24 protein-coding genes are annotated in these 20125 nt (G+C 61.5%); 20 read left to right on the forward strand and 4 right to left on the reverse strand.

Going from position 1 to position 20125, the window contains the following annotated elements; all coding sequences use genetic code 11:
- The first annotated feature begins 50 nt into the window (after positions 1 to 50).
- From PSFL_RS04515 to PSFL_RS04555, 9 genes are all read left to right on the forward strand, one after another.
- On the forward strand, positions 51 to 611 hold the full coding sequence (locus PSFL_RS04515) for a fimbrial protein (protein WP_057440056.1): 561 nt from the start codon (positions 51 to 53) through the stop codon (positions 609 to 611).
- Between the two features lie 21 nt (positions 612 to 632).
- Positions 633 to 3242, forward strand: coding sequence for an outer membrane usher protein (locus PSFL_RS04520; protein WP_397469755.1), 2610 nt, complete (start codon positions 633 to 635; stop codon positions 3240 to 3242).
- Positions 3239 to 3997 (forward strand): fimbria/pilus periplasmic chaperone, encoded by a 759-nt coding sequence (locus PSFL_RS04525; RefSeq protein WP_169960844.1) that lies wholly within the window; start codon positions 3239 to 3241, stop codon positions 3995 to 3997. Before PSFL_RS04520 ends, PSFL_RS04525 begins: the two co-directional genes overlap by 4 nt.
- Before the next feature lie 25 nt (positions 3998 to 4022).
- Complete coding sequence (locus PSFL_RS04530) at positions 4023 to 4604, forward strand: fimbrial protein (protein WP_397469756.1); 582 nt, start codon at positions 4023 to 4025, stop codon at positions 4602 to 4604.
- Between the two features lie 10 nt (positions 4605 to 4614).
- Positions 4615 to 5106 carry a fimbrial protein gene (locus PSFL_RS04535; protein WP_169990251.1) on the forward strand — a complete coding sequence of 164 codons (492 nt, stop codon included), beginning with the start codon at positions 4615 to 4617 and terminating at the stop codon, positions 5104 to 5106.
- Positions 5107 to 5119: 13 nt separating this feature from the next.
- Positions 5120 to 5599, forward strand: a complete 480-nt coding sequence (locus PSFL_RS04540; protein ID WP_128593747.1) for a fimbrial protein — start codon at positions 5120 to 5122, stop codon at positions 5597 to 5599.
- An 11-nt stretch (positions 5600 to 5610) separates the two neighbouring features.
- A complete protein-coding gene (locus PSFL_RS04545; RefSeq protein ID WP_198849424.1) occupies positions 5611 to 6159 on the forward strand; it encodes a fimbrial protein in 549 nt (182 codons plus the stop codon).
- Positions 6160 to 6271: 112 nt separating this feature from the next.
- Positions 6272 to 7225, forward strand: a complete 954-nt coding sequence (locus tag PSFL_RS04550) for a fimbrial protein (protein ID WP_397469757.1) — start codon at positions 6272 to 6274, stop codon at positions 7223 to 7225.
- A 154-nt stretch (positions 7226 to 7379) separates the two neighbouring features.
- Entirely contained in the window at positions 7380 to 7661 is a 282-nt protein-coding gene (locus PSFL_RS04555) for a hypothetical protein (protein WP_057440049.1), read from the forward strand.
- A 9-nt stretch (positions 7662 to 7670) separates the two neighbouring features.
- Here the strand turns inward: PSFL_RS04555 and PSFL_RS04560 are convergent, their stop codons facing one another.
- The 4 genes from PSFL_RS04560 to PSFL_RS04575 form a co-directional block, all read right to left on the reverse strand.
- Positions 7671 to 7901: a hypothetical protein gene (locus PSFL_RS04560; RefSeq protein WP_057440048.1), complete on the reverse strand. Its 231-nt coding sequence runs from the start codon at positions 7899 to 7901 to the stop codon at positions 7671 to 7673.
- Between the two features lie 73 nt (positions 7902 to 7974).
- Positions 7975 to 8898 (reverse strand): c-type cytochrome, encoded by a 924-nt coding sequence (locus PSFL_RS04565; protein WP_170060427.1) that lies wholly within the window; start codon positions 8896 to 8898, stop codon positions 7975 to 7977.
- Positions 8895 to 9545, reverse strand: a complete 651-nt coding sequence (locus PSFL_RS04570) for a c-type cytochrome (RefSeq protein ID WP_397469758.1) — start codon at positions 9543 to 9545, stop codon at positions 8895 to 8897. The genes PSFL_RS04565 and PSFL_RS04570 overlap by 4 nt, the downstream gene beginning before the upstream one ends.
- 182 nt (positions 9546 to 9727) lie before the next feature.
- Positions 9728 to 10078, reverse strand: coding sequence for a hypothetical protein (locus PSFL_RS04575; protein ID WP_057440046.1), 351 nt, complete (start codon positions 10076 to 10078; stop codon positions 9728 to 9730).
- A gap of 213 nt (positions 10079 to 10291) precedes the next feature.
- On the opposite strand from PSFL_RS04575, the gene PSFL_RS04580 reads away from it, so the two are divergent.
- The 11 genes from PSFL_RS04580 (at position 10292) to PSFL_RS04630 (ending at position 20101) form a co-directional block, all read left to right on the forward strand.
- Positions 10292 to 10594 (forward strand): DUF1883 domain-containing protein, encoded by a 303-nt coding sequence (locus PSFL_RS04580; RefSeq protein ID WP_003173824.1) that lies wholly within the window; start codon positions 10292 to 10294, stop codon positions 10592 to 10594.
- Positions 10595 to 10623: 29 nt separating this feature from the next.
- Entirely contained in the window at positions 10624 to 10791 is a 168-nt protein-coding gene (locus tag PSFL_RS04585; RefSeq protein WP_162947682.1) for a hypothetical protein, read from the forward strand.
- A 31-nt stretch (positions 10792 to 10822) separates the two neighbouring features.
- Complete coding sequence (alkB, locus tag PSFL_RS04590; RefSeq protein WP_397469759.1) at positions 10823 to 11491, forward strand: DNA oxidative demethylase AlkB; 669 nt, start codon at positions 10823 to 10825, stop codon at positions 11489 to 11491.
- A gap of 87 nt (positions 11492 to 11578) precedes the next feature.
- Complete coding sequence (gene ada, locus PSFL_RS04595) at positions 11579 to 12655, forward strand: bifunctional DNA-binding transcriptional regulator/O6-methylguanine-DNA methyltransferase Ada (protein ID WP_397469760.1); 1077 nt, start codon at positions 11579 to 11581, stop codon at positions 12653 to 12655.
- 83 nt (positions 12656 to 12738) lie between these two features.
- Positions 12739 to 13803 carry a nitronate monooxygenase family protein gene (locus tag PSFL_RS04600; protein ID WP_271043430.1) on the forward strand — a complete coding sequence of 355 codons (1065 nt, stop codon included), beginning with the start codon at positions 12739 to 12741 and terminating at the stop codon, positions 13801 to 13803.
- A 110-nt stretch (positions 13804 to 13913) separates the two neighbouring features.
- On the forward strand, positions 13914 to 14666 hold the full coding sequence (gene modA / locus PSFL_RS04605) for a molybdate ABC transporter substrate-binding protein (protein ID WP_397469761.1): 753 nt from the start codon (positions 13914 to 13916) through the stop codon (positions 14664 to 14666).
- Positions 14667 to 15347 carry a molybdate ABC transporter permease subunit gene (gene modB, locus PSFL_RS04610; RefSeq protein ID WP_057440041.1) on the forward strand — a complete coding sequence of 227 codons (681 nt, stop codon included), beginning with the start codon at positions 14667 to 14669 and terminating at the stop codon, positions 15345 to 15347.
- A 5-nt stretch (positions 15348 to 15352) separates the two neighbouring features.
- Positions 15353 to 16432, forward strand: coding sequence for a molybdenum ABC transporter ATP-binding protein (modC, locus tag PSFL_RS04615; RefSeq protein ID WP_128593753.1), 1080 nt, complete (start codon positions 15353 to 15355; stop codon positions 16430 to 16432).
- 66 nt (positions 16433 to 16498) lie between these two features.
- On the forward strand, positions 16499 to 17536 hold the full coding sequence (locus PSFL_RS04620) for a DNA topoisomerase IB (RefSeq protein ID WP_397469762.1): 1038 nt from the start codon (positions 16499 to 16501) through the stop codon (positions 17534 to 17536).
- A gap of 146 nt (positions 17537 to 17682) precedes the next feature.
- Entirely contained in the window at positions 17683 to 19317 is a 1635-nt protein-coding gene (locus PSFL_RS04625) for an ABC-F family ATP-binding cassette domain-containing protein (RefSeq protein ID WP_397469763.1), read from the forward strand.
- A 79-nt stretch (positions 19318 to 19396) separates the two neighbouring features.
- Complete coding sequence (locus PSFL_RS04630) at positions 19397 to 20101, forward strand: YoaK family protein (protein WP_057440038.1); 705 nt, start codon at positions 19397 to 19399, stop codon at positions 20099 to 20101.
- The last annotated feature ends 24 nt before the right edge of the window (positions 20102 to 20125 follow it).

A 20125-nucleotide genomic window follows, 5' to 3' on the forward strand; every position in this document is an offset into this window, starting at 1 on the left:
GTACGGCCCCCGCCACTTCGGGTGGCGGGGGATTCTGACGGGAGATACAGGTGAAAACATTCCTGAGTTTCGCCATTGCCTCTTCATTGACGGTGCTCATCAGCCCTTGCGTTTTCGCGAATGCGGCGGCGCAAGGTGAGGGGTTAGTCACCCTGGGAGGAGAAGTCATTGACTCCGCTTGCGGGCTGGAACTGGTCAGTGCCGATCAAACCATCGAGATGCCACCCGAGCCCATAGGCCGGCTGCTGCGCAGTGCGATAGGTGAACCTCACCCCTTCCAGTTGCGCCTGGTCAATTGCTCCTTGACCCGCCCTGACCCGTCACGCCCGGATGTGAACCTGCCGGATTGGCAGCACCTGCAAGTGACCTTTGACGGTGCCCGCGATAGAGACGGTCGCTCCTTTGCTGCCTTTGGTGGTTCACAGGGGGTCGCCCTGCACATTTGGGATGCGGCCGGCCAGGAGAGCATTCCGGGTGAACCGATGCCGTTGCTGCCGTTGGCAGAAGGCGACATGACACTGCACTACACGCTGCGCCTGGTCGGCAACGGGCTGCCGCTGATGCCTGGCGCTCACGGTGCCGCCGTGCGGTTCAAGCTGGAATATTTTTGAACATTGATGAGTCGCTTTTTCATGTTGAATACGTCGAAGGTCAAATATTCGCTGCGTCCAGGCCTATTTAGCGGGTTGATGTCACTGGCTGGAACTGCAATGGCCAGCGGGGATATCGAGTTCAATACGGATGTTCTTGATCTGAATGATCGCACCAATATTGACTTGTCCCGATTTGCGCGCAGCGGGTTTATTCTGCCCGGCACCTACTCAATGGTGGTGCAGGTCAATGCCCAGCCTATTGCTGAGCAGTCGGTGGTGTTCTATCCCCCCGATAATGATCCCAAGGGCAGCCAGGCCTGTTTGTCCCCCGATCTCGTCGAGCAGCTTGGCCTCAAGGCGTCCGGCGCGGCAAAACTCACCTGGTGGAATAACGGGCAGTGCCTGGATATCCAAGGGCTGCCGGGCATGGAAGTGAGTGGGGATCTGGCCACCTCGACGCTGACTATCAACCTCCCCCAGGCTTATCTCGAATACAGCGACATCAATTGGGACCCGCCCTCGCGCTGGGATGAAGGTGTGCCGGGGCTGTTGGCGGATTACAGCATCACCGCGCAGTCCAACTATCAAAACAATCGCGGCAACCGCAACAACCTGAGTGGGAACGGAACGCTCGGCGCGAATGCCGGGGCCTGGCGCCTCAGGGCCGACTGGCAGGGGCGTTTCGAGAGACGCCGTGAGGGCGAAGCCAAGGACCAGAAACTGGACTGGACGCGCTACTACGCCTATCGCGCAATTCCTGCGCTGAAGTCGCGCCTCGTGGTGGGAGAGAACTACCTGTATTCGGACCTGTTCGACAGTTTCCGCTTTACCGGCGCCGCACTCAGTTCGGATGAAAACCAACTGCCCCCCAACTTGCGTGGCTACGCTCCGGAAGTCGTCGGAGTGGCGAAAACCAATGCAAAAGTCGTCGTCAGCCAGCAAGGCCGTGTGCTGTATGAAACCCTGGTCGCGGCAGGCCCCTTTCGCATTCAGGATCTTAACGATGCCGTGTCCGGCTCGCTGGATGTGCGGGTGGAAGAACAGGACGGCTCGGTCCACAGCTTCCAGCTAGATACGGCGGGTGTTCCCTACCTGACACGCCCCGGCCAGGTTCGCTACAAGCTGGCAACGGGACGACCGTCCAACCTCCAGTACAACGGTGACGGTGATTTTTTCGGGACCGGCGAGTTCTCCTGGGGGGTCAGCAATGGCTGGTCGCTGTTCGGCGGCGGGATCACGGATAACAACTACCATGCGCTGTCCGTCGGCGCTGGGCGTGACCTGCTCGCGTTCGGGGCCCTGTCGCTGGATGTCACCCAGTCCCAGGCAACCGTCTGGAATGAGCGGCTCGCGGGTAAATCCTACCGCCTCCAATACTCCAAGCACTTTGAGCAGTACGACAGCCAGATAACCTTCGCCGGCTACCGGTTTTCCGAGAAGGGCTTCCTGAGCATGAGTGAATACCTCAACGCTCGGCATTACGGTTTGAACGGCGAACTCGGCGGGCGCGGGGGGTACAACGAGGACGGTGAACGCATTGATGACTGGAAGCCTATCGGCGGGAGCAAGGCCCTTTATACGGCCACGGTGAATAAGCAGTTTCGCGACCTTGGGGCCACGGTCTACGCCAGTTACAACAAACAAACCTATTGGGACCGGCCACACACGCAGCGCTGGAACATGTCCGTGTCACGTTATTTCAATGTGGGCACCGTGAAAAACATGAGCCTGTCCCTGAACATCTTTCGCACCCTGGAATACAGCTACAAGGATAACGGTGCGGCGCTGACGGTCAGCCTGCCGCTGGGGCGCACCGGCACGCTATCGCTGGATGCCTACCGGGCCGCGGGCGATAACAGTTTTTCGTCGCGCTTCAGTGATCGCCTTGATGCGCGCAATAGCTACCAACTCCGTGCAAGCGATAGCTCTGCCAGCGGCTATCTGACCCACATGGGCGATCAGGCCGATATCGACCTCAGCGCCAGCCAACAATCCGGTAACAGCAGCCTCGGTGTGTCTGCGCGCGGCGGTGGCACGCTTACGTCTCACGGCGCTGCGCTGCACCGGACCAACAGCACGGGCGGAACCCGCCTGATGGTCGACACCGGCGGCGTACCGGATGTGCCTGTGCGGGGTTACGGCAGCCCAAGCCGCAGCAATGCCTTTGGCAAGGCGGTTATCTCGGATATCAGCAGCTATCAGCGTACGGCGGCCAGCGTCGACCTGGAGAGCCTGCCGAACAATGTCGAAGCCACTCAATCGGTGACGCAACTGACACTGACCGAAGGGGCTATCGGCTACCGCTCACTGGACGTGATTGCCGGCGAGAAAGCCATGGCGGTTCTTCGCCTGGAAGATGGCAACTCACCGCCGTTCGGCGCGCAGGTCAAGAACATGAAACAGCAGGATACCGGGATTGTGAATGACGACGGCCATGTCTATCTGAGCGGTATACAGGCCGGCGGGCAGATGGCCGTCAGTTGGGGAGGTGCCGAGCAGTGCATCCTCACGCTCCCTGTCGTTTTGCCTGCTGATGGCTTGACCGATGCCCTGCAATTGAGCTGCCGCAAGACCGCCACTGATCAATCCTTGCCCGTGCCGCCGGTACTGAGCGGGCAGCCTACCGATACGGAGAACACATCCTCATGACGCTCAAGACGCGCCTCCCTCTTCCGGCCTTCGCCCTGCTGGCAATGGGCTTGAGCCCGAGTGTAAATGCCGCAATCGGCCTGGACCGCACCCGAGTGATTTTCGATGGTGGCAAACAGGCCACCAGCGTGAACATCACCAATAACAACACCCAATTGCCGTATTTGGCCCAGGGCTGGATCGAGGATGAAGCGGGCACGAAAATCACCACTCCCCTGATCGTGTTACCGCCGGTTCAGCGCTTGGAGCCGGGGAAACAGAGCCAGGTGAAAGTCCAGGCATTGCCGGCGGCAAAAATGCTGCCGCAGGATCGCGAGACGGTCTACTACTTCAATTTGAGGGAGATCCCGCCGCGCAGTGATAAATCCAATACCCTGCAAATCGCCCTGCAGACCCGAATCAAACTGTTCTACCGGCCGCAGGCCATTGCGCCGAGCCAGCAAGACCTATCCACCCCCTGGCAGGAAAAGCTGACCCTGACCCGCATAGGCGCCAGTTATCAGGTGAATAACCCAACGCCTTACTACGTGACCCTGGTGGATGCGCGCAGCAGCAGGGACGGCAAAACCGTACCGGGCTTCGAGCCGGTGATGGTACCGCCCAAAGGCGCGCTGACGCTGGGGCCATCGGCCGACACACTCGGTACTACGCCCTACTTCTCCTACGTCAACGACTACGGTGGTCGCCCACTGCTGGCTTTCACTTGCAGTGGTGAAACCTGCAAGGTCAGCTCACAAACCCCACCGCCCAAATGAGTAGCGCCTGCCGCGGGAGAACATCATGAAATCGCACAATGGGAAGGTCTTGGGCGGCCTGTTGTTGGCCTTTGCCTTGGTGGGGGGCGCACACGCCGAGGATGATATCGAGGGCATGAATGGGCTGCTGAACATTAACGGGGCCATGCATGAGACCCCTTGCAGCCTGGAGATGACGTCACTGCACCAGACGATTGACCTGGGCGCCGTGTCCACCAGCCAATTGCAGCGGCCGGGCGACCAGGCAACAACTGTGGCATTCCAGCTGCATTTTACCGATTGCCAGCGCACCGCCGGCAGCATCCGTAGCGAACGTACGGGGAACCTGGCGTGGAGTGCCTTTCAACCAGTGCTGTCGGTGACGTTTGTCGCCCCTGCCGATGACGATGATCCGCGGCTGGTCAAAGTACAAGGCATCACCGGGATGGGCCTGCGCCTGACCGATGACGTGGGGCGGGATGTACGGCTGGGCTCCAGGGGCGAACCACTGTTTCTGGCATTGGGCAGCAGCACCCGGACCTGGAATGTTCAGCCTACGCGCACCTCTGCACCACTGACCAGCGGGGCATTTCGCGCCGTAGTGGATTTCAGGCTCAATTATGACTAAGGGCAAAACAATGGCTAAGTCAATCGGCGCGCAGGCCATTCTTACCGGCGCCCTGGTGTGGGCGGCAGGCCAAGCAGTGTCGGCCGATACCAATCTGATCATCCGGGCACAAATCATCGCCCCGCCGCCGTGTGTCATCAACAGTGGGAGCACGCTCGATGTGCCGTTTGGCAATAACCTCCTGACATCACGGGTTGACGGGGTCAATTATCGTCGAAGCGTGCCTTACACCGTGATATGCGACTCGCCCTTCAGCAACGCGATGACCCTGGAACTCAAGGGCACCGGAGCGGCGTTTGACAGTCGCGTGCTCGGCACCCGCAAGGCCGACCTTGGGGTAAAGCTGTTCGTGAATGACGCCGACTGGCCGCTGAATACGGCTGTGAGGTTTACCTATCCAAACTTTCCGATCGTGCAGGCCGTGCCTGTCAAACGCGCGGGCAGCAGTCTGACAGGAGGGGTGTTTGATGCCGCCGCCACCCTTGTCATCGAGTACCAATGAAAAGGAGCGATCAATGACCCGTTGCCAGCAGCGAGCATTGCTCGCCTTGTGTTCCATCGGCCTTTGCAGCAATGCGCTGGCCAACCTGACATTCAGCGGCACGCTGAACGAGCCGCCGCCCTGCACGATCAACGCAGGCAATAGCATTGAAGTCGATTTTGGGGATGTCGGGGTCAAGCGGGTCGACGGAGTGAAGTACCGTCGCGGGCTCGGCTACACCATCAGTTGTGCCCCCGCCACGCTGCCGTGGGAGCTTAAGTTGAGTATCAGGGGCACGGCGACAGGGTTTGACGGCGCCGCATTGCAAACCAATGTGCCTGCACTGGGGATCCGGATTTTCCAGAATGACCAGCCGTTTCCACTCAACACACCGCTGGACATCAGCCTGTCGTCACCGCCGGCATTGGAGGTTGTTCCCGTCAAACAGCCAGGCACCACGCTGTCCCCTGCACAGTTTACGGCGGTGGCTACGTTGCTGGCCGAATACGAGTAGGAGATCCGTCCATGGGACACGAAACGATTTACAAGGGCTGGCCAAGTGCAGGGCTGGCCTTACTGCTGACCACCGGCCTGCCCCCCGAGGGGCAAGCGGCGGACAACCTGCGCTTGAAGGGCAACCTGGTGGAAGAGGCCTGCACTATCCGTCCAGGCGACGAGGCCATCACATTGGAGCTCTGGGACCTGACCAGCAAGCATCTCTACATCAACACCCGCTCCCAAGGTCGGGGTTTCAAGCTGCACCTGGAAGATTGCAACACCACGATCAGCAACACGGTCACCATCACGTTCGGCGGCAGGGAAAACCCGGCGCTGCCCGGATTGCTCGCGCTGGACGCAGGGAGTGGTGCCTCAGGCATTGGCATCGGTATCGAGACACCGAGCCAAAAGCCATTGCCTCTGAATACAGTCAGCGACGAACAGGTGTTGCGTAATGGCAGCAACGTTATTGAGCTCAAAGCCTATGTCCAGGGTGAGCCGAATGCCATCAGGGACCAGAGCATTGGCCATGGCGCCTACACCGCGACCTCTACTTTTACCCTGGACTACCCGTAATTCGTAGGCTCAAAAAACCGATTGATACCCATAGGCTTTCAGGCCAACCAGGTTTACAGCGACTGATTGTTCGCTGGACAGCGCCTGCGTAGAGAAGCAACGAGAGATCAAGATGAAACGACTATATGAAGCCATGGTGCTTCTCCTGCTGATTAGCGTTAGTTCGGCCGCGCTGGCTGTCGATTGTCGGATCAATGGTGGGGAGTGGGCGCGGGTGACCCACCTGACCGTCCCCGTAGACGTACGGCTCGATACAGATCGCGTGAGGATTCTGATGGAGGGCGCCCGGCTCGAATGTCGGTTTACCGCCGGCGCAGGCCCCGTTTGGGGGGAGGATTACTGGGCAACCGGGAATGCCTCGGGAACGCCCTGGACGTCCGGCCCCAAATTCACCCGGGAAAGGAGCGGTTTGCGCATCAATGGCAGCTTCCTCGATACGCCGGTTCCGGCGGGTATCCGCGTGGCCACCATGCCCAACAACGGGATCGGCTACCCGATCAATATCACCCCCTATATTCTGGTGCGTAACGATCCCTCCAATCCGATTGATGTGCGCACAGGAGACACCCTCGGCCTGTTGCGCCTCACCAGCTCGAACAATTTCGACGGCACCCGACCGCAACTCACGGTCACTTATACCGCCGCCAACGACTTCACCATTTCCCCGTCAACCTGCACGATCAACAATAACAACCCGATCGAGATCGACTTCGGCGATGTGCACCAAAGGGCAATCGGCACCGACCCGCTGACAACCACCGTTCGCCGTGACCGCCGACTCACCTACGCGTGCCCGGACCCGGGGATCACCACGCCGATCACCATTACCTACAAAGGTACGCCGTCATCGTTCGACTCCAGGCTACTGCTGATGACCAACCCGGATGTCGGCACGGCACTCGTAAGGAGCGCAACGGCCGTCCAGGTCGGCGGCGCCTTCCTGTCCAGTATTACCAATAGCGTGGGCGGCGACGATGTGACGTTTACCCTCGTCCGGCGAGCCGGCTCCCTGCCCACCCCAGGCCCCGTCAGCGGCAGCGGTGTACTCGTGATGGGTGTGCCATGACACACGCAGAAGGCCAGGGCCGGACACATCGCGGGGGCGCAGTCGCAGACTTTGTTTCTGAGACTGCGCATTAAGTGGCAGTTCGCTATACTCTCGCGCCAACGCCCCACGACAGTGTCAGCGCCCCTCCAACACCCTCGACGACGACCCACTCATGAACAAAATCCTGGCACTGATCTCGGTACTGGCGCTTGCCGGCTGCACCACCACATCTGATATCTATCTGAAAAATGGCGAACAAGGCCTGACCATCGACTGCTCGGGCGAGGCCAACTCTTGGGCCAGTTGCTACGAAAAAGCCGATGCATCCTGCGCAGGCACCGGTTACCGCATCGTCGGTACCGAAGGCACGCCGGCCTTGCAGGACAGCGACAAGACCCTGGGCGTGGACGTGGGCAATTTCAAGGGCCGCAGTGTGGTGGTGGTCTGCAAGTAACCCGGGCGGTTACATGTGAATCTCGGCGAACTTGATGCCCAGGCTACGAATGGTGTCGATCAGGTCATCCAGTTTCGCAAAGGATTCGACCTCGTCCTGGTCATCCACCAGGAAAAAGCTGCGCCCGCCGCTTTTCTTGAAAAATACAATCCACTCCCCCGAATTGGCCGGATTTTGAATCACATGGGTCGCAGAGATGTGACCCTCTGCATGCCGCTCTCTGACGCGTTCACGTTTCATAATTGCTTTCCAGAATGACAATGCCGCTCAAACCCCGGGGTTTGAGCGGCATTTTTTGTGGTCGGCGGATAGTTTAACGGATGCCTTGGCCAATCAGTACGCCATCAACCGTTTGCCCGTACAGATTCACGCCATCATTGGCGTGGAACTTGACGCGGGTCTTCTCCACCGAGCCGTCCACCAGGCGCGGATCCTGGGGGCGCTCATGGCGGTTGACGTAGGCCGCCACGTCCCAGGCCTGCTGGTCGCTCAAGCTACCGCCCTTGCCCAGCGGCATGTTGTGCTTGATAAAGGAGGCCGCCGTGTTGATCCGGTGCATACCGGCGCCCCAGTTATAGGAGTCCTTGCCCCACAACGGTGGCATCACGTAGCTATCACCGACCTTCTGCCCCTGCCCCTCGCCGCCATGGCACACCGCACACTGTGCCTTGTACACCTCGGCCCCTTGCGCCAGGTTGTAGCCTTTGGCCGGTTGTGGCACATCAGGGTAACCACGCCCAGGCAACTCCACGCCCAGCGGCGCCTTGCTCGCCAGCCAGTAAGCGTAGGTCGACAGCGCGGCAATCTCAGGGCTGTCGGCTGCCGGTGGCGTGCCGCCGTCCATGCTGAACTGGAAGCAACCCTGCAGGCGTTCGGCGAAGGAGTTGACCTTGTCATTCTTTTTTCGATAGGCCGGGTACATCGGGTAAGCCCCCCACAGCGGCGAGGAGTTGGCCAGGCGCCCCTGATCCAGGTGGCAGTTGCTGCAATTGAGACCGTTGCCGACAAACTGCGGCGCCAGGCGCTTGGTATCGACGAACAACGCATAACCCTGCATCACCAACTTGCCGTAGGCATTGTCGGGCAACTCGCTTGCCTGAGGTGGCTGGAACGCCGTGGTGGCAGGCACCGCAGCCGGCACCTGCAGTTGCGACTGATCTTCCATGGCTATCGGTGCGGCCAACGCTGGCACACTGATCAACGCGACCAGCACGGGTGCAAATGACAGGTTCTTCATGGCTTGACCTCCTGGCCAGGCAAGGAGGCGAAATAACCGGCAATCCCCTGCACTTCGTCATCCGTGAGGGATTTGGCCACATGGCCCATCAGGTCATTGGGATCATTGTGCCGGGTGCCACTGCGCCAGGCATTGAGCTGGGCGGCCAGGTAGGCGGCAGATTGCCCGGACAGCGGCGGGAACGCCTCGCCCACGCCGACACCTGCAGGGCCATGGCAACTGACGCACGCAGGAATCTGCCGCTCCCAGGCCCCCTGCAGTGCCAGTTTTTCGGTGGGATTGGTCGGGGCCATGCTGCGATGGCCGGTTTGCACGGCCGGCGCCGGCATCGCCGCCAGCGTCTGGGTCACTGCGGCGATTTCTTCATTGGTAAGCGCCTTGGCCAGCGACGTCATCACCGGGTTGCTGCGCGCACCACTCTGAAAGTCATGCAGTTGTTTGCTCAGGTAAGCCGCCGGCAACCCCGCCAGCCGTGGAAACCCCGCAGCCGCCAGCCCCAGGCCATCGGCGCCATGGCACGCCATGCAAGCCGCCGCGCCAGGCTGCGCGCCACCTTCATTGAACACCTTTTTGCCCTCCAGCGCCTGCGCGCTGCCGAGCATGAGCAGCAGGGCGCCACCCATCAACACTCTCTCCACAGACATCATCACGACTCCATTTTTATAGTTATATGCTTAGACCTACAATGCATAAGCCTACAAATGGTAGGGTAATGGGCTGACAGTCACAACCGCTGGGTAAGAAATTTCAGGCAATAAAAAGCCCGGCACTGCAAGCGCAGGCCAGGCTTCTTGATCGGAGTTGATCGCGTATGAGCGGTGAGGTGGACTCAGCCGGAAATGCAGTCTTCCGCAGCTTTCTTCACATCACCCGGACGAATCGGCACATTGGACATGCTCTCGTAGAGCTTGATGCTGCTACCACTGGAGCGGTCTTCAATCTCGAAAATGGCCGATGGGTCAGCCGAAAATTTCTGCGGCACAATTACCCGCACACCTTCCTTGAGCGGCTCGATCTGCGACGGGCGACGGGTCGCCGACAGTTTCTGCACCACACACGCCGCGTATTCCTGCGGTTTTTTCCCGGAGATAACCGCCAGGGTTGGCGGTGTCTGCTTGATGTCTGAAACCGAAGCACATCCACCTATTGCCAGGGCCAGAACCAATACACTCCACTTCATACAAAACCTCCGATAAAGACCCTACGACAGCGAAGATGGTATTTTTCTCCCGCCAACGTAGGATTTATCCCTGATATATCGGTAAATAACTGTTTTAAATTGTCGAAGACGCCGACGACGACCCGATAATAAACGTGCTGGGGCTGATAAACTCCATCTTAACCCACGTATCGTTCTGATTTTTCAGAAAAAGCCCTTCTGGAGACACCCCCCATGAAATTCATCCACCAGCGCGAACACTTGAACGAAGGGGACATTGTCGTCATTGAATGCTCGCAGACCTGCAATATCCGCCTGATGAGCGATGCGAATTTCCGCAGCTTCAAAAATGGTGGTCGCCACACGTATCACGGTGGCGCGTTCGACAAATTCCCGGCCAAGATCACCGCGCCAAGCACCGGGTTCTGGAACATCACCCTGGATGTGGTGACACGCCGTGCCATCAGCGTTACCCGCAAGCCGGCCTTGTCCCATAAAATCCGCATTGTTCGCCGCACCAGCACCAAACTCAGCTGATTGCGCAGCCTTACACCACAGGAATGCCCGTGAACCAGACCACCAAATACGTCATCAAGTACAAGCTCAACGGCGAACGCCGTTTTGAATTTGCCCAACTGCAGTCGGCCAGCACCGAAGAAGCCCAGGCGGCCTTGGCGAAAATCCACGATGCCAGTGACGAAATCACTGAGATCACCGTGAGCAAGGCCCTGTAAACCATCCCCAGCAGCGGAGTGATTGTGCAACATGGACCCTCATTCCACCGGCGACCTGTTCAGCGACGAGGCCTTGCAGCAACCGGCCCGTCGCGAGCAAATCGGCGAACAATCCTGCGTCCTCAGGGGCTATGCCCTGCCCTGGCTTGAACGTGTCTTGCCCGAGCTGCGTGCCGTCCTGGTCCAGTCCCCGCTCCGGCATATGGTCACCCCCGGTGGTTTTACCATGTCGGCGGCCCTGAGCAGTTGCGGCGCACTGGGCTGGACCACCAGCCCCCAGGGCTATCGCTACAGCCCCCTCGACCCCGAGCGCCAGCAGCCCTGGCCGAGCATGCCGGCGGTGTTGCGCGAACTGGCGATCAACGCGGCCAGCGCAGCGGGTTTCGACGGTTTTGCGCCGGACGCCTGCCTGATCAACCGCTATGTGCCGGGTGCGAGGATGTCCCTGCACCAGGATAAAAACGAGCGCGACTACAGCGCCCCGGTGGTCTCGCTGTCCCTGGGCCTGCCGGCGGTGTTTCTGTTTGGCGGCCATCAACGCAGTGACAAGACGCAGAAGATCTCACTGTTCCATGGCGACGTGGCGGTCTGGGGCGGCGTTGACCGCCTGCGTTTTCATGGGGTGCTGCCGATCAAGGAAGGCGCGCACCCGCGCATGGGGCCACAACGGATCAACCTGACGTTTCGCACGGCCGGCTGACCCCGGTGAATTCAACCGCAAGCAACGGAGTGTGCGGCCCCTCCCCGGTGATTATCCTGGCCACTGATCCATTGCCGAGCTATTGCCATGAGCACTGAAGATGATCTGCGCTGGGCGGCCATTGTTGCCCGTGACGCTACGGCCGATCTGACCTTCGTCTATGGGGTCAAGACCACCGGGGTGTATTGCCGTCCCAGCAGCAGCGCACGCCAGCCGCTGCGCAAGAACGTCGAGTTCTTCGACACCCCGCAGCAAGCCGAAGCCGCCGGGTACCGCCCCAATAAACGCACCTCGGCCGATCAGACCCAGGTCGCGCAACGCCATGCGCACCTAGTCGCCGCCGCCTGCCGCCATATCGAACAGGCCGAGACCCTGCCCGCCCTGGAAGACCTGGCCAACGGCGCCGGCCTGAGCCCCTTCCATTTCCACCGGGTATTCAAGACCCTGACCGGGCTGACGCCGCGGGGCTATGCGCGGGCCCATCGTTCACGCAAGGTCAGGGCTCACCTGCAGGACAACCAGTCGGTGACCGACGCGCTGTACGACGCAGGCTTCAACTCCAACAGCCGCTTCTATGCGTCTGCCGACCAGTTGCTCGGCATGACACCCAGCGACTACAAGGCCGGCGGCATCCATAACGATATCCACTTTGCCATCGGCGAGTGCTCCCTGGGGGCGATTCTGGTGGCGCAAAGCAATCGCGGGGTCTGCGCGATCCTCCTGTGCGACAACCCGGACCAACTGGCGCGCGACCTGCAGGACCAGTTCCCGCAGGCCAATCTAATCGGCGCCGACCCCGGTTTTGAACAGTTGATTGCCCAGGTGGTGGGTTTTATCGAAGCGCCCGCCCTGGGCCTGAACCTGCCCCTGGACCTGCGCGGCACCGCGTTCCAGGAGCGTGTCTGGCAGGCGCTGCGCGACATTCCGTTAGGCAGCACTGCCAGCTATGCCGAGATTGCCCAACGCATCGGCGCGCCCAGCGCCTTTCGCGCCGTGGCCCAGGCGTGCGGCGCCAATCGCCTGGCCGTGGCGATTCCCTGTCACCGCGTGGTACGCAGCGATGGTCATCTTTCGGGCTACCGCTGGGGGGTGGAGCGCAAGCAGCAATTGCTCCAGCGCGAACGCCGCACCGTGCATGAACAGGCGCCAGCGTCCAGTGAATAATACAGACTGGCCTTGCCCTGGCCGCCCCTGTTAAAAATGCCGGGCAGCCCTCCCCGGGCGTTCCACCACTGGAGAAGCGAACCATGAGCACCTGGCCAGATACGCGGATTATTGACCTCTTGGGCATTGACCTGCCGATCATCCAGGCCCCCATGGCCGGCAGCACCAGCCCGCAGATGGTGATTGCCGCAAGCCAGGCCGGCGCCCTCGGCTCCATGCCGGCGGCCACCTTGAGTCTCGAGCAACTGCGCCAGGCGCTGAGCACCATTCGCCAGGCCAGTGCCCGACCGTTGAACGTGAATTTCTTCTGCCATCAGCCACCAGTCCCTGCCCCCGAACGTGACCGTCAGTGGAAGGCGATGCTGGAGCCCTACTACCGTGAACTGGGGGCCGATTTTGACGCACCGACCCCGGTCTCCAACCGCGCCCCATTCGACACTGCCAGTTGCGAAGTGGTGGAAGAGTTCCGCCCCGAGGTAGTCAGTTTCCACTTCGGCCTGCCGGAAAAAGCCCTGCTGGACCGGGTCAAGGCCACCGGGGCAAAAGTGCTGTCATCGGCCACCACCGTCGAAGAAGCGATCTGGCTGGAGCAGCACGGCTGCGATGCAATCATTGCCATGGGCTATGAAGCCGGTGGGCATCGCGGGATGTTTCTCAGCGATCGCCTCACCAGCCAGATTGGCACAATGGCCCTGGTGCCGCAGATCGTCGATGCGGTCAGTGTGCCGGTGATCGCGGCCGGTGGGATTGGCGATGCACGGGGCATGGTTGCCGCGTTCGCCCTTGGCGCCTCGGCGGTGCAGATCGGCACGGCCTATCTGTTCACGCCCGAAGCCACTATCACCCCCGCCCACCATCAGGCATTGCACAGCGCCCAGGCCAGCGAAACGGCCCTGACCAACCTGTTCACCGGGCGCCCGGCGCGGGGGATCGTCAATCGGGTGATGCGCGAACTGGGGCCGATCAACCCAGCGGCGCCGGCGTTTCCATTGGCCGGCGGTGCCTTGATGCCTTTGCGCGCCCTGGATGAAGCCGACTTCAGTAGCCTGTGGGCCGGCCAGGCGCTGCGCCTGGGGCAGGACCTGTCGACCCGCGAGCTGACGCTGAACCTGGCCCGGCAGGCCCTGGCGCAGCTCAACAAGCGCTGAGCCCCTGAGACAACTTTGCACTGTACCGACGATGGCGAAGCGCTATATATTCCCATACATAGCGATTACCTATAACAAGCCGCCACGTCGGCACCCCAAGGAGCTGCTGCATGATGATTCGCGCCCCAGGCCTGGCCACCCTGCTTGCCCTCTTCACCCTGGGCTCGGCCCACGCCGATGAAGTCCAGGTAGCCGTCGCCGCCAACTTCACCGCCCCTATACAGGCCATCGCCGCCGACTTCAAACAAGACACCGGGCACACCCTGGTCGCCGCCTACGGGGCTACCGGGCAGTTCTACGCCCAGATCAAGAACGGCGCGCCGTTTGAAGTATTTCTCAGTGCCGACGACAGCACCCCGCAAAAGCTCGAGAGCGAAGGCGACACCGTCAAGGGCTCGCGCTTCACCTATGCCGTCGGCACCCTGGCGCTGTGGTCGGCCAAGGAAGGTTATGTGGATGCCAAGGGCGATGTGCTGCAGAAAAACCAATACCAGCACCTATCCATCGCCAACCCGAAAGCCGCCCCCTACGGCCTCGCAGCCACCCAGGTGCTGGCCAAACTGGGCCTGACCGACCAGGTCAAGAGCAAGCTGGTCGAAGGCCAGAACATCACCCAGGCCTATCAGTTTGTGTCCACCGGCAATGCCGAGTTGGGCTTTGTCGCCTTGTCGCAGATCTATAAAGACGGCAAAGTCAGCAGCGGCTCGGCGTGGATCGTTCCTGGCCAGATGCATGACCCGATCAAACAGGACGCGGTGATCCTCAATAAAGGAAAGGACAACCCGGCCGCCAAGGCGCTGGTTGACTACCTCAAGGGGCCAAAAGCTGCCGCGGTTATCAAATCCTACGGTTATCAACTGTAAATGCCCCTATCGAGTGCCGATTTTTCTGCGATCTGGTTGACCCTGAAACTGGCGTCGCTGACCACCGTGATTCTGCTGGTCATCGGCACTCCGATTGCCCTGTGGCTATCGCGCACCCGCTCCTGGTGGCGCGGCCCCATCGGCGCGATCGTGGCCCTGCCGCTGGTGCTGCCGCCCACGGTGATTGGCTTCTACCTGCTGCTGACCATGGGCCCCCATGGCTACCTCGGGCAGTTCACCCAATGGCTGGGCCTGGGCACCCTGACCTTCAGCTTCGCCGGCCTGGTGATTGGCTCGGTGATCTATTCCATGCCGTTTGTGGTGCAACCGTTGCAGAACGCGTTCTCGGCCATCGGCAGTCGCCCCCTGGAAGTCGCCGCCACCTTGCGGGCCAACCCCTGGGATACATTTTTCACGGTGATCCTGCCCCTGGCCCGGCCCGGTTTTATCACCGCGTCGATCCTCGGTTTCGCCCATACCGTGGGTGAGTTTGGCGTGGTGCTGATGATCGGCGGCAATATTCCCGACAAGACCCGGGTGGTCTCGGTGCAGATCTACGATCACGTCGAAGCCATGGAATACGCCCAAGCCCACTGGCTGGCCGGGGCCATGGTGGTGTTTTCTTTCCTGGTGTTGCTGGCGCTCTACTCCAGCCGTAAAACCAAAGCGGGCTGGAGCTGATGTCGATGATCGAGGTGCGCCTGCAACTGCAGTATTCCGGGTTTGCCCTGGACGTGGACCTGAAACTGCCGGGGCGTGGCGTCACCGCGCTCTACGGGCACTCCGGCTCGGGCAAGACCACCTGCCTGCGCTGCATTGCCGGGTTGGAGCGGGCCGGCGATGGGTTTGTGCAAATCAACGAGCAGGTCTGGCAAGACAGCCGTAACGGGGTGTTTGTACCGCCGCACAAACGTGCCCTCGGTTATGTATTCCAGGAAGCCAGCCTGTTTCCCCACCTGTCGGTGCTGGCCAACCTGGAGTTCGGCCTCAAGCGTATCCCCAAGGCCCAACGCCGTGTGGACATGGCCCAGGCCACGCAACTGCTGGGCATTGGCCACCTGCTGGATCGCCATCCCGAGCATTTGTCCGGCGGTGAGCGCCAACGTGTCGGCATCGCCCGCGCCCTGCTCACCAGCCCGCAATTGCTACTGATGGACGAACCCCTGGCCGCCCTCGACAGCCAGCGCAAAGGCGAGATCCTGCCCTATCTGGAGCGCCTGCACGACCAACTGGAAATCCCGGTGCTGTACGTCAGCCATGCCCAGGATGAGGTGGCGCGCCTGGCCGATCACATTGTCCTGCTCAGCGAGGGCAAGGCCCTGGCCAGCGGCCCGATTGGCGAAACCCTGGCGCGGCTCGACCTGCCGCTGGCCCTGGGCGACGATGCCGGCGTGGTGATCAACGGCACGGTCAGCAGCCACGACGCCCACTACCAGTTGCTGACCCTGCAATTGCCCGACAGCCCATTGCAAATGCGCGTGGCCCATACACCGCTGGCGCCGGGCAAACACTTGCGGTTCAAGGTTCGCGCCCGGGATGTCAGCCTCAGCCTGCAACCCGGGGAGCACAGCAGTATTCTCAACTGCTTGCCCGTGACCGTGATCCAGGAGATCCCTGCCGATAACAGTGCCCATGTGCTGGTGCGGCTGGATGCTGCGGGCACGCCGTTGCTGGCGCGGATCACCCGTTACTCGCGGGACCAGTTGCACGTGCATCCAGGGCAGGCACTGTGGGCACAGATCAAGGCGGTCGCGGTACTGGCTTGAACGGACGGCGCAACGCTGCGGTCAATCAGCCATACCGGCCTGATTTATTGCCAAGGACTTTGCCCCATGCCCGACTCCACCGTGCCTGCCGACCTGCCCCGTGACCTGCACTACGTTGATGACAGCCAACCGGGCTTGAGCCGCCGCAAACTGCGGGGCAAGTTCCAGTATTTCGACAGCCACGGCCAACGCCTGACCGACGCCGACGAAATCCAGCGGATCAACGCCCTCGCCATCCCGCCGGCCTATACCGACGTGTGGATCTGCGCCGACCCCAAGGGCCATCTGCAGGCCACCGGGCGCGATGCGCGCGGCCGCAAGCAATACCGTTATCACCCACGCTGGCGCGAGGTGCGCGACAGTGACAAGTATTCGCGCCTGCAGCAGTTCGGCAATGCGCTGCCCAAATTGCGCAAGCAACTGCAAGCGCAGGTCGACGCACCGGGCTTCAATCGGGAGAAAGTCCTGGCCACCGTGGTGTTGTTGCTCGATGCCACGCTGATCCGCGTCGGCAACAGCCAATACGCCCGCGATAACCGCTCCTATGGCCTGACCACCCTGCGCACCCGCCACGTGGATATCAAGGGCAGCGAAATCCAGTTCCAGTTCCGTGGCAAGAGCGGTGTCGAGCATCAGGTCAGCATCAAGGACCGGCGCCTGGCCACCGTGCTCAAGCGCTGCCTGGAGTTGCCGGGGCAGAACCTGTTCCAGTACCTGGACGAAAACGGCGAGCGGCGTACCGTCAGCTCCACCGACGTCAACGCCTACCTGCACAGCCTCACCGGCGCCGACTTTACCGCCAAGGACTGTCGCACCTGGGCCGGCAGCGCCCTGGCCCTGGCGGTGTTGCGGGAGCTGGCGTGGCAACCGGAGTCGGATGCCAAAAGGCACGTGGTGGAGATGGTCAAGAACGTCGCCCGGCAACTGGGCAACACCCCGGCGGTGTGCCGCAAGTGCTACATCCATCCGGCGGTGCTGGAGCACTTCAGCCAGGGCGGGCTGGCGAAACTGCCCAGGCCCAGGGTGCGCAAGGGCCTGAAAGCCGAAGAGGTGGGGCTGGCGATGTTTCTTGAGCAACTGCAGACGGCGGCATCACCGATGTAGGAAAAGTGACGCAACTGCGCTAGGCTAGCGGTCCTTTCCGACCGCAGGACGACCGCCGACGTGAACAACTAAGCCTTCCAACATGTAAACGCAACGAGCCGCCTGGCGCGCTTGTTGGCTTGTGCCACATTGTTCTGGAGGTGCTGATGACTGACGTCAACCGGCTGCCTGTACTTGTTTCCTTGCATCACGTGGGTTTTCAGTTCGCCAATGGCGAGATTCTGCTGGAAGACCTCAACCTGTCTATTGATTACACCCCTACCGGGATTGTCGGCCGTAATGGCATGGGCAAGAGCGTATTGGCGCGCCTGCTGGCCGGCGTACTTGTTCCGTCCTGTGGCGTGATCAAATTATCGGCCCGTATCGCCTATGTCCCACAGACCATTGAGCTGTTACCGGGACAGACCGTGGCCCAGGCCAGCGGTTGCGCACAAACCCTGGCCGCCCTTGAACGCATGGCCCGGGGTCAAGCGCAGGCTGACGACCTGGAACTGATTGATGAGCGCTGGGACCTGGCCGAACGCCTGCGCCAGGCACTGGACGCCGCTGGCCTGGCCGAGATCAGCCCCGACCAGCCCGCCGAACAGCTCAGTGGCGGCCAACTGGCCAGGGTCGCGCTGATAGGTGCCTTACTTCGCACCCCGCAATTGCTGATTCTCGACGAGCCCACCAACCACCTCGACAGCGCCGGGCGCGACTGGCTGCTGGCGACCCTCAACGCCTGGCGCGGCGCCCTGGTGGTGGTCAGTCATGACCGGCGCCTGCTCAACACCCTGGGGCGAATCATCGAGCTGTCGCCCCTCGGGGCCCGGCTCTACGGCGGCAACTACGACGACTACCGGGCGCAGCGCGATGCCCAGCAGCACGCCGCCCAGGCCGCCCTGGAACATGCCCGCCTGGATCGGCGCCGCGAGCGCCAGCGCCTGAAAAAAGACCTCGACAGCTTCCAGCGCCACGCCGCGAGCGCCCGTAAACATGCCGAGACCGCCAACGTCGATGCCTTCACCAAATCCCGCTGGAAAGGCGCCGCCAACGAAATCGTCAGCAACGTGCGCAGCGCCCATGTGCAACACAAACAGGTGTTGAACGAACGCGTGCGCTCGGCCCATGAACGGGTGGTGGACGAAACACCGACCTTCCTCGCCTTGCCCGGCACCCTCCTGCCTGCTGGCCGCCAAGTGCTAACCCTGACCGACTGCCAACTGCCCTGGCTCGCTCCCCACGCGCCGAGCACCTTTATCAACGCAAGCCTGTGTGGGCCGATACGGGTCGCAGTCCACGGGCCCAATGGTTGCGGCAAGTCCACCCTGCTCAAGCTGCTGGCCGGCCAATGGCAACCGGTCAGCGGCGCCTGCACGGTGCACGTACCCTGTGCCTATCTCGATCAACAGTTGACGCTGCTCAATGACCGGCAGTCGATCGTCGAACAACTCAAACTGATGGACACGCCCCTGGCCGAAGCCGAGCTGCGCACCCGCCTGGCCCTGTTGCAACTGGACGCATTGCGCGTAACCCAACCCATCAGCCAGCTCAGTGGCGGCGAGCGGTTGAAGGCCGCCATGGCGATTGCCTTATGGCGCAAGACCCCGGCGCAATTGCTGCTGCTGGACGAGCCCACCAACCATTTGGACCTGGAGTCGGTAATGGCCTTCGAACAGGCTTTGCAAGGGTTTAGCGGCGCGCTGATTGCGGTCTCCCATGACGCGGCATTTCTGCAGGCACTCAAGCCGACTCACGTCCTGACCTGGGACGCCATGGGCTGGCGCTTGGAGGTGAACTGAAGATGTTCCAAGTCATTGCAGTTCAGAGGAAAGCGTCCTACGGTAGTGGCCGGATAATCTCATTGAGGAACCTCTCGCCGTGCTGCCCTCCTCCCCGAAACCCTTGGTCAATACCGTCCTGCAGCACCAGCACAAATGGCGCGGGCGCATTGGCCTGGCGCTGGTGGCCAGCCTCTCGGTACTGGCCGGCATGACTGACGCCATTGGCTTTATGGCCAGTGGCGATTTTGTCTCGTTCATGAGCGGCAACACCACGCGGCTGGCGGTGGCGATCAGTGAAGGCGACCTGGGGCTGACCGGACGTCTGACGCTGCTGGTGGCGACGTTTATTCTGGGGAACGCCCTGGGTGTGATCATCAGCCGGATCAGCAAGCGCCACGCGTTACCGCTGTTGCTGTGTATTGCCACGCTGTTGTGCGGGGCAGCAGCGTGGCCGCTGGCCGAACAACTGCCCGCCGTGCTGGCCGCGATCATTGCCATGGGCATGCTCAATGCGGCGGTGGAACAGGTCAATGGCCTGCCCGTGGGGCTGACGTACGTGACGGGCGCGCTGTCGCGGTTCGGTCGGGGGCTGGGGCGCTGGATGCTGGGGGAGCGTCGCGATGGCTGGCGCGTACAGTTGATTCCCTGGGCCGGGATGTTTGTCGGCGCGGTGATCGGCGCCTTGCTGGAGCATCAGATGGGCATTCGCGCCCTGCTGGTCAGCGGCCTGCTGTCGGCGCTACTGGGCCTGCTGTCGCTGAAGATTCCACGGCGTTGGCACTTGGGTTATATGCCACGCTAAAAAGGTGCCCGCCCAACACAAGGC

The sequence above is a fragment of the Pseudomonas sp. DD1 genome, assembly GCF_044510355.1.
GTDB lineage: Bacteria > Pseudomonadota > Gammaproteobacteria > Pseudomonadales > Pseudomonadaceae > Aquipseudomonas > Aquipseudomonas shahriarae.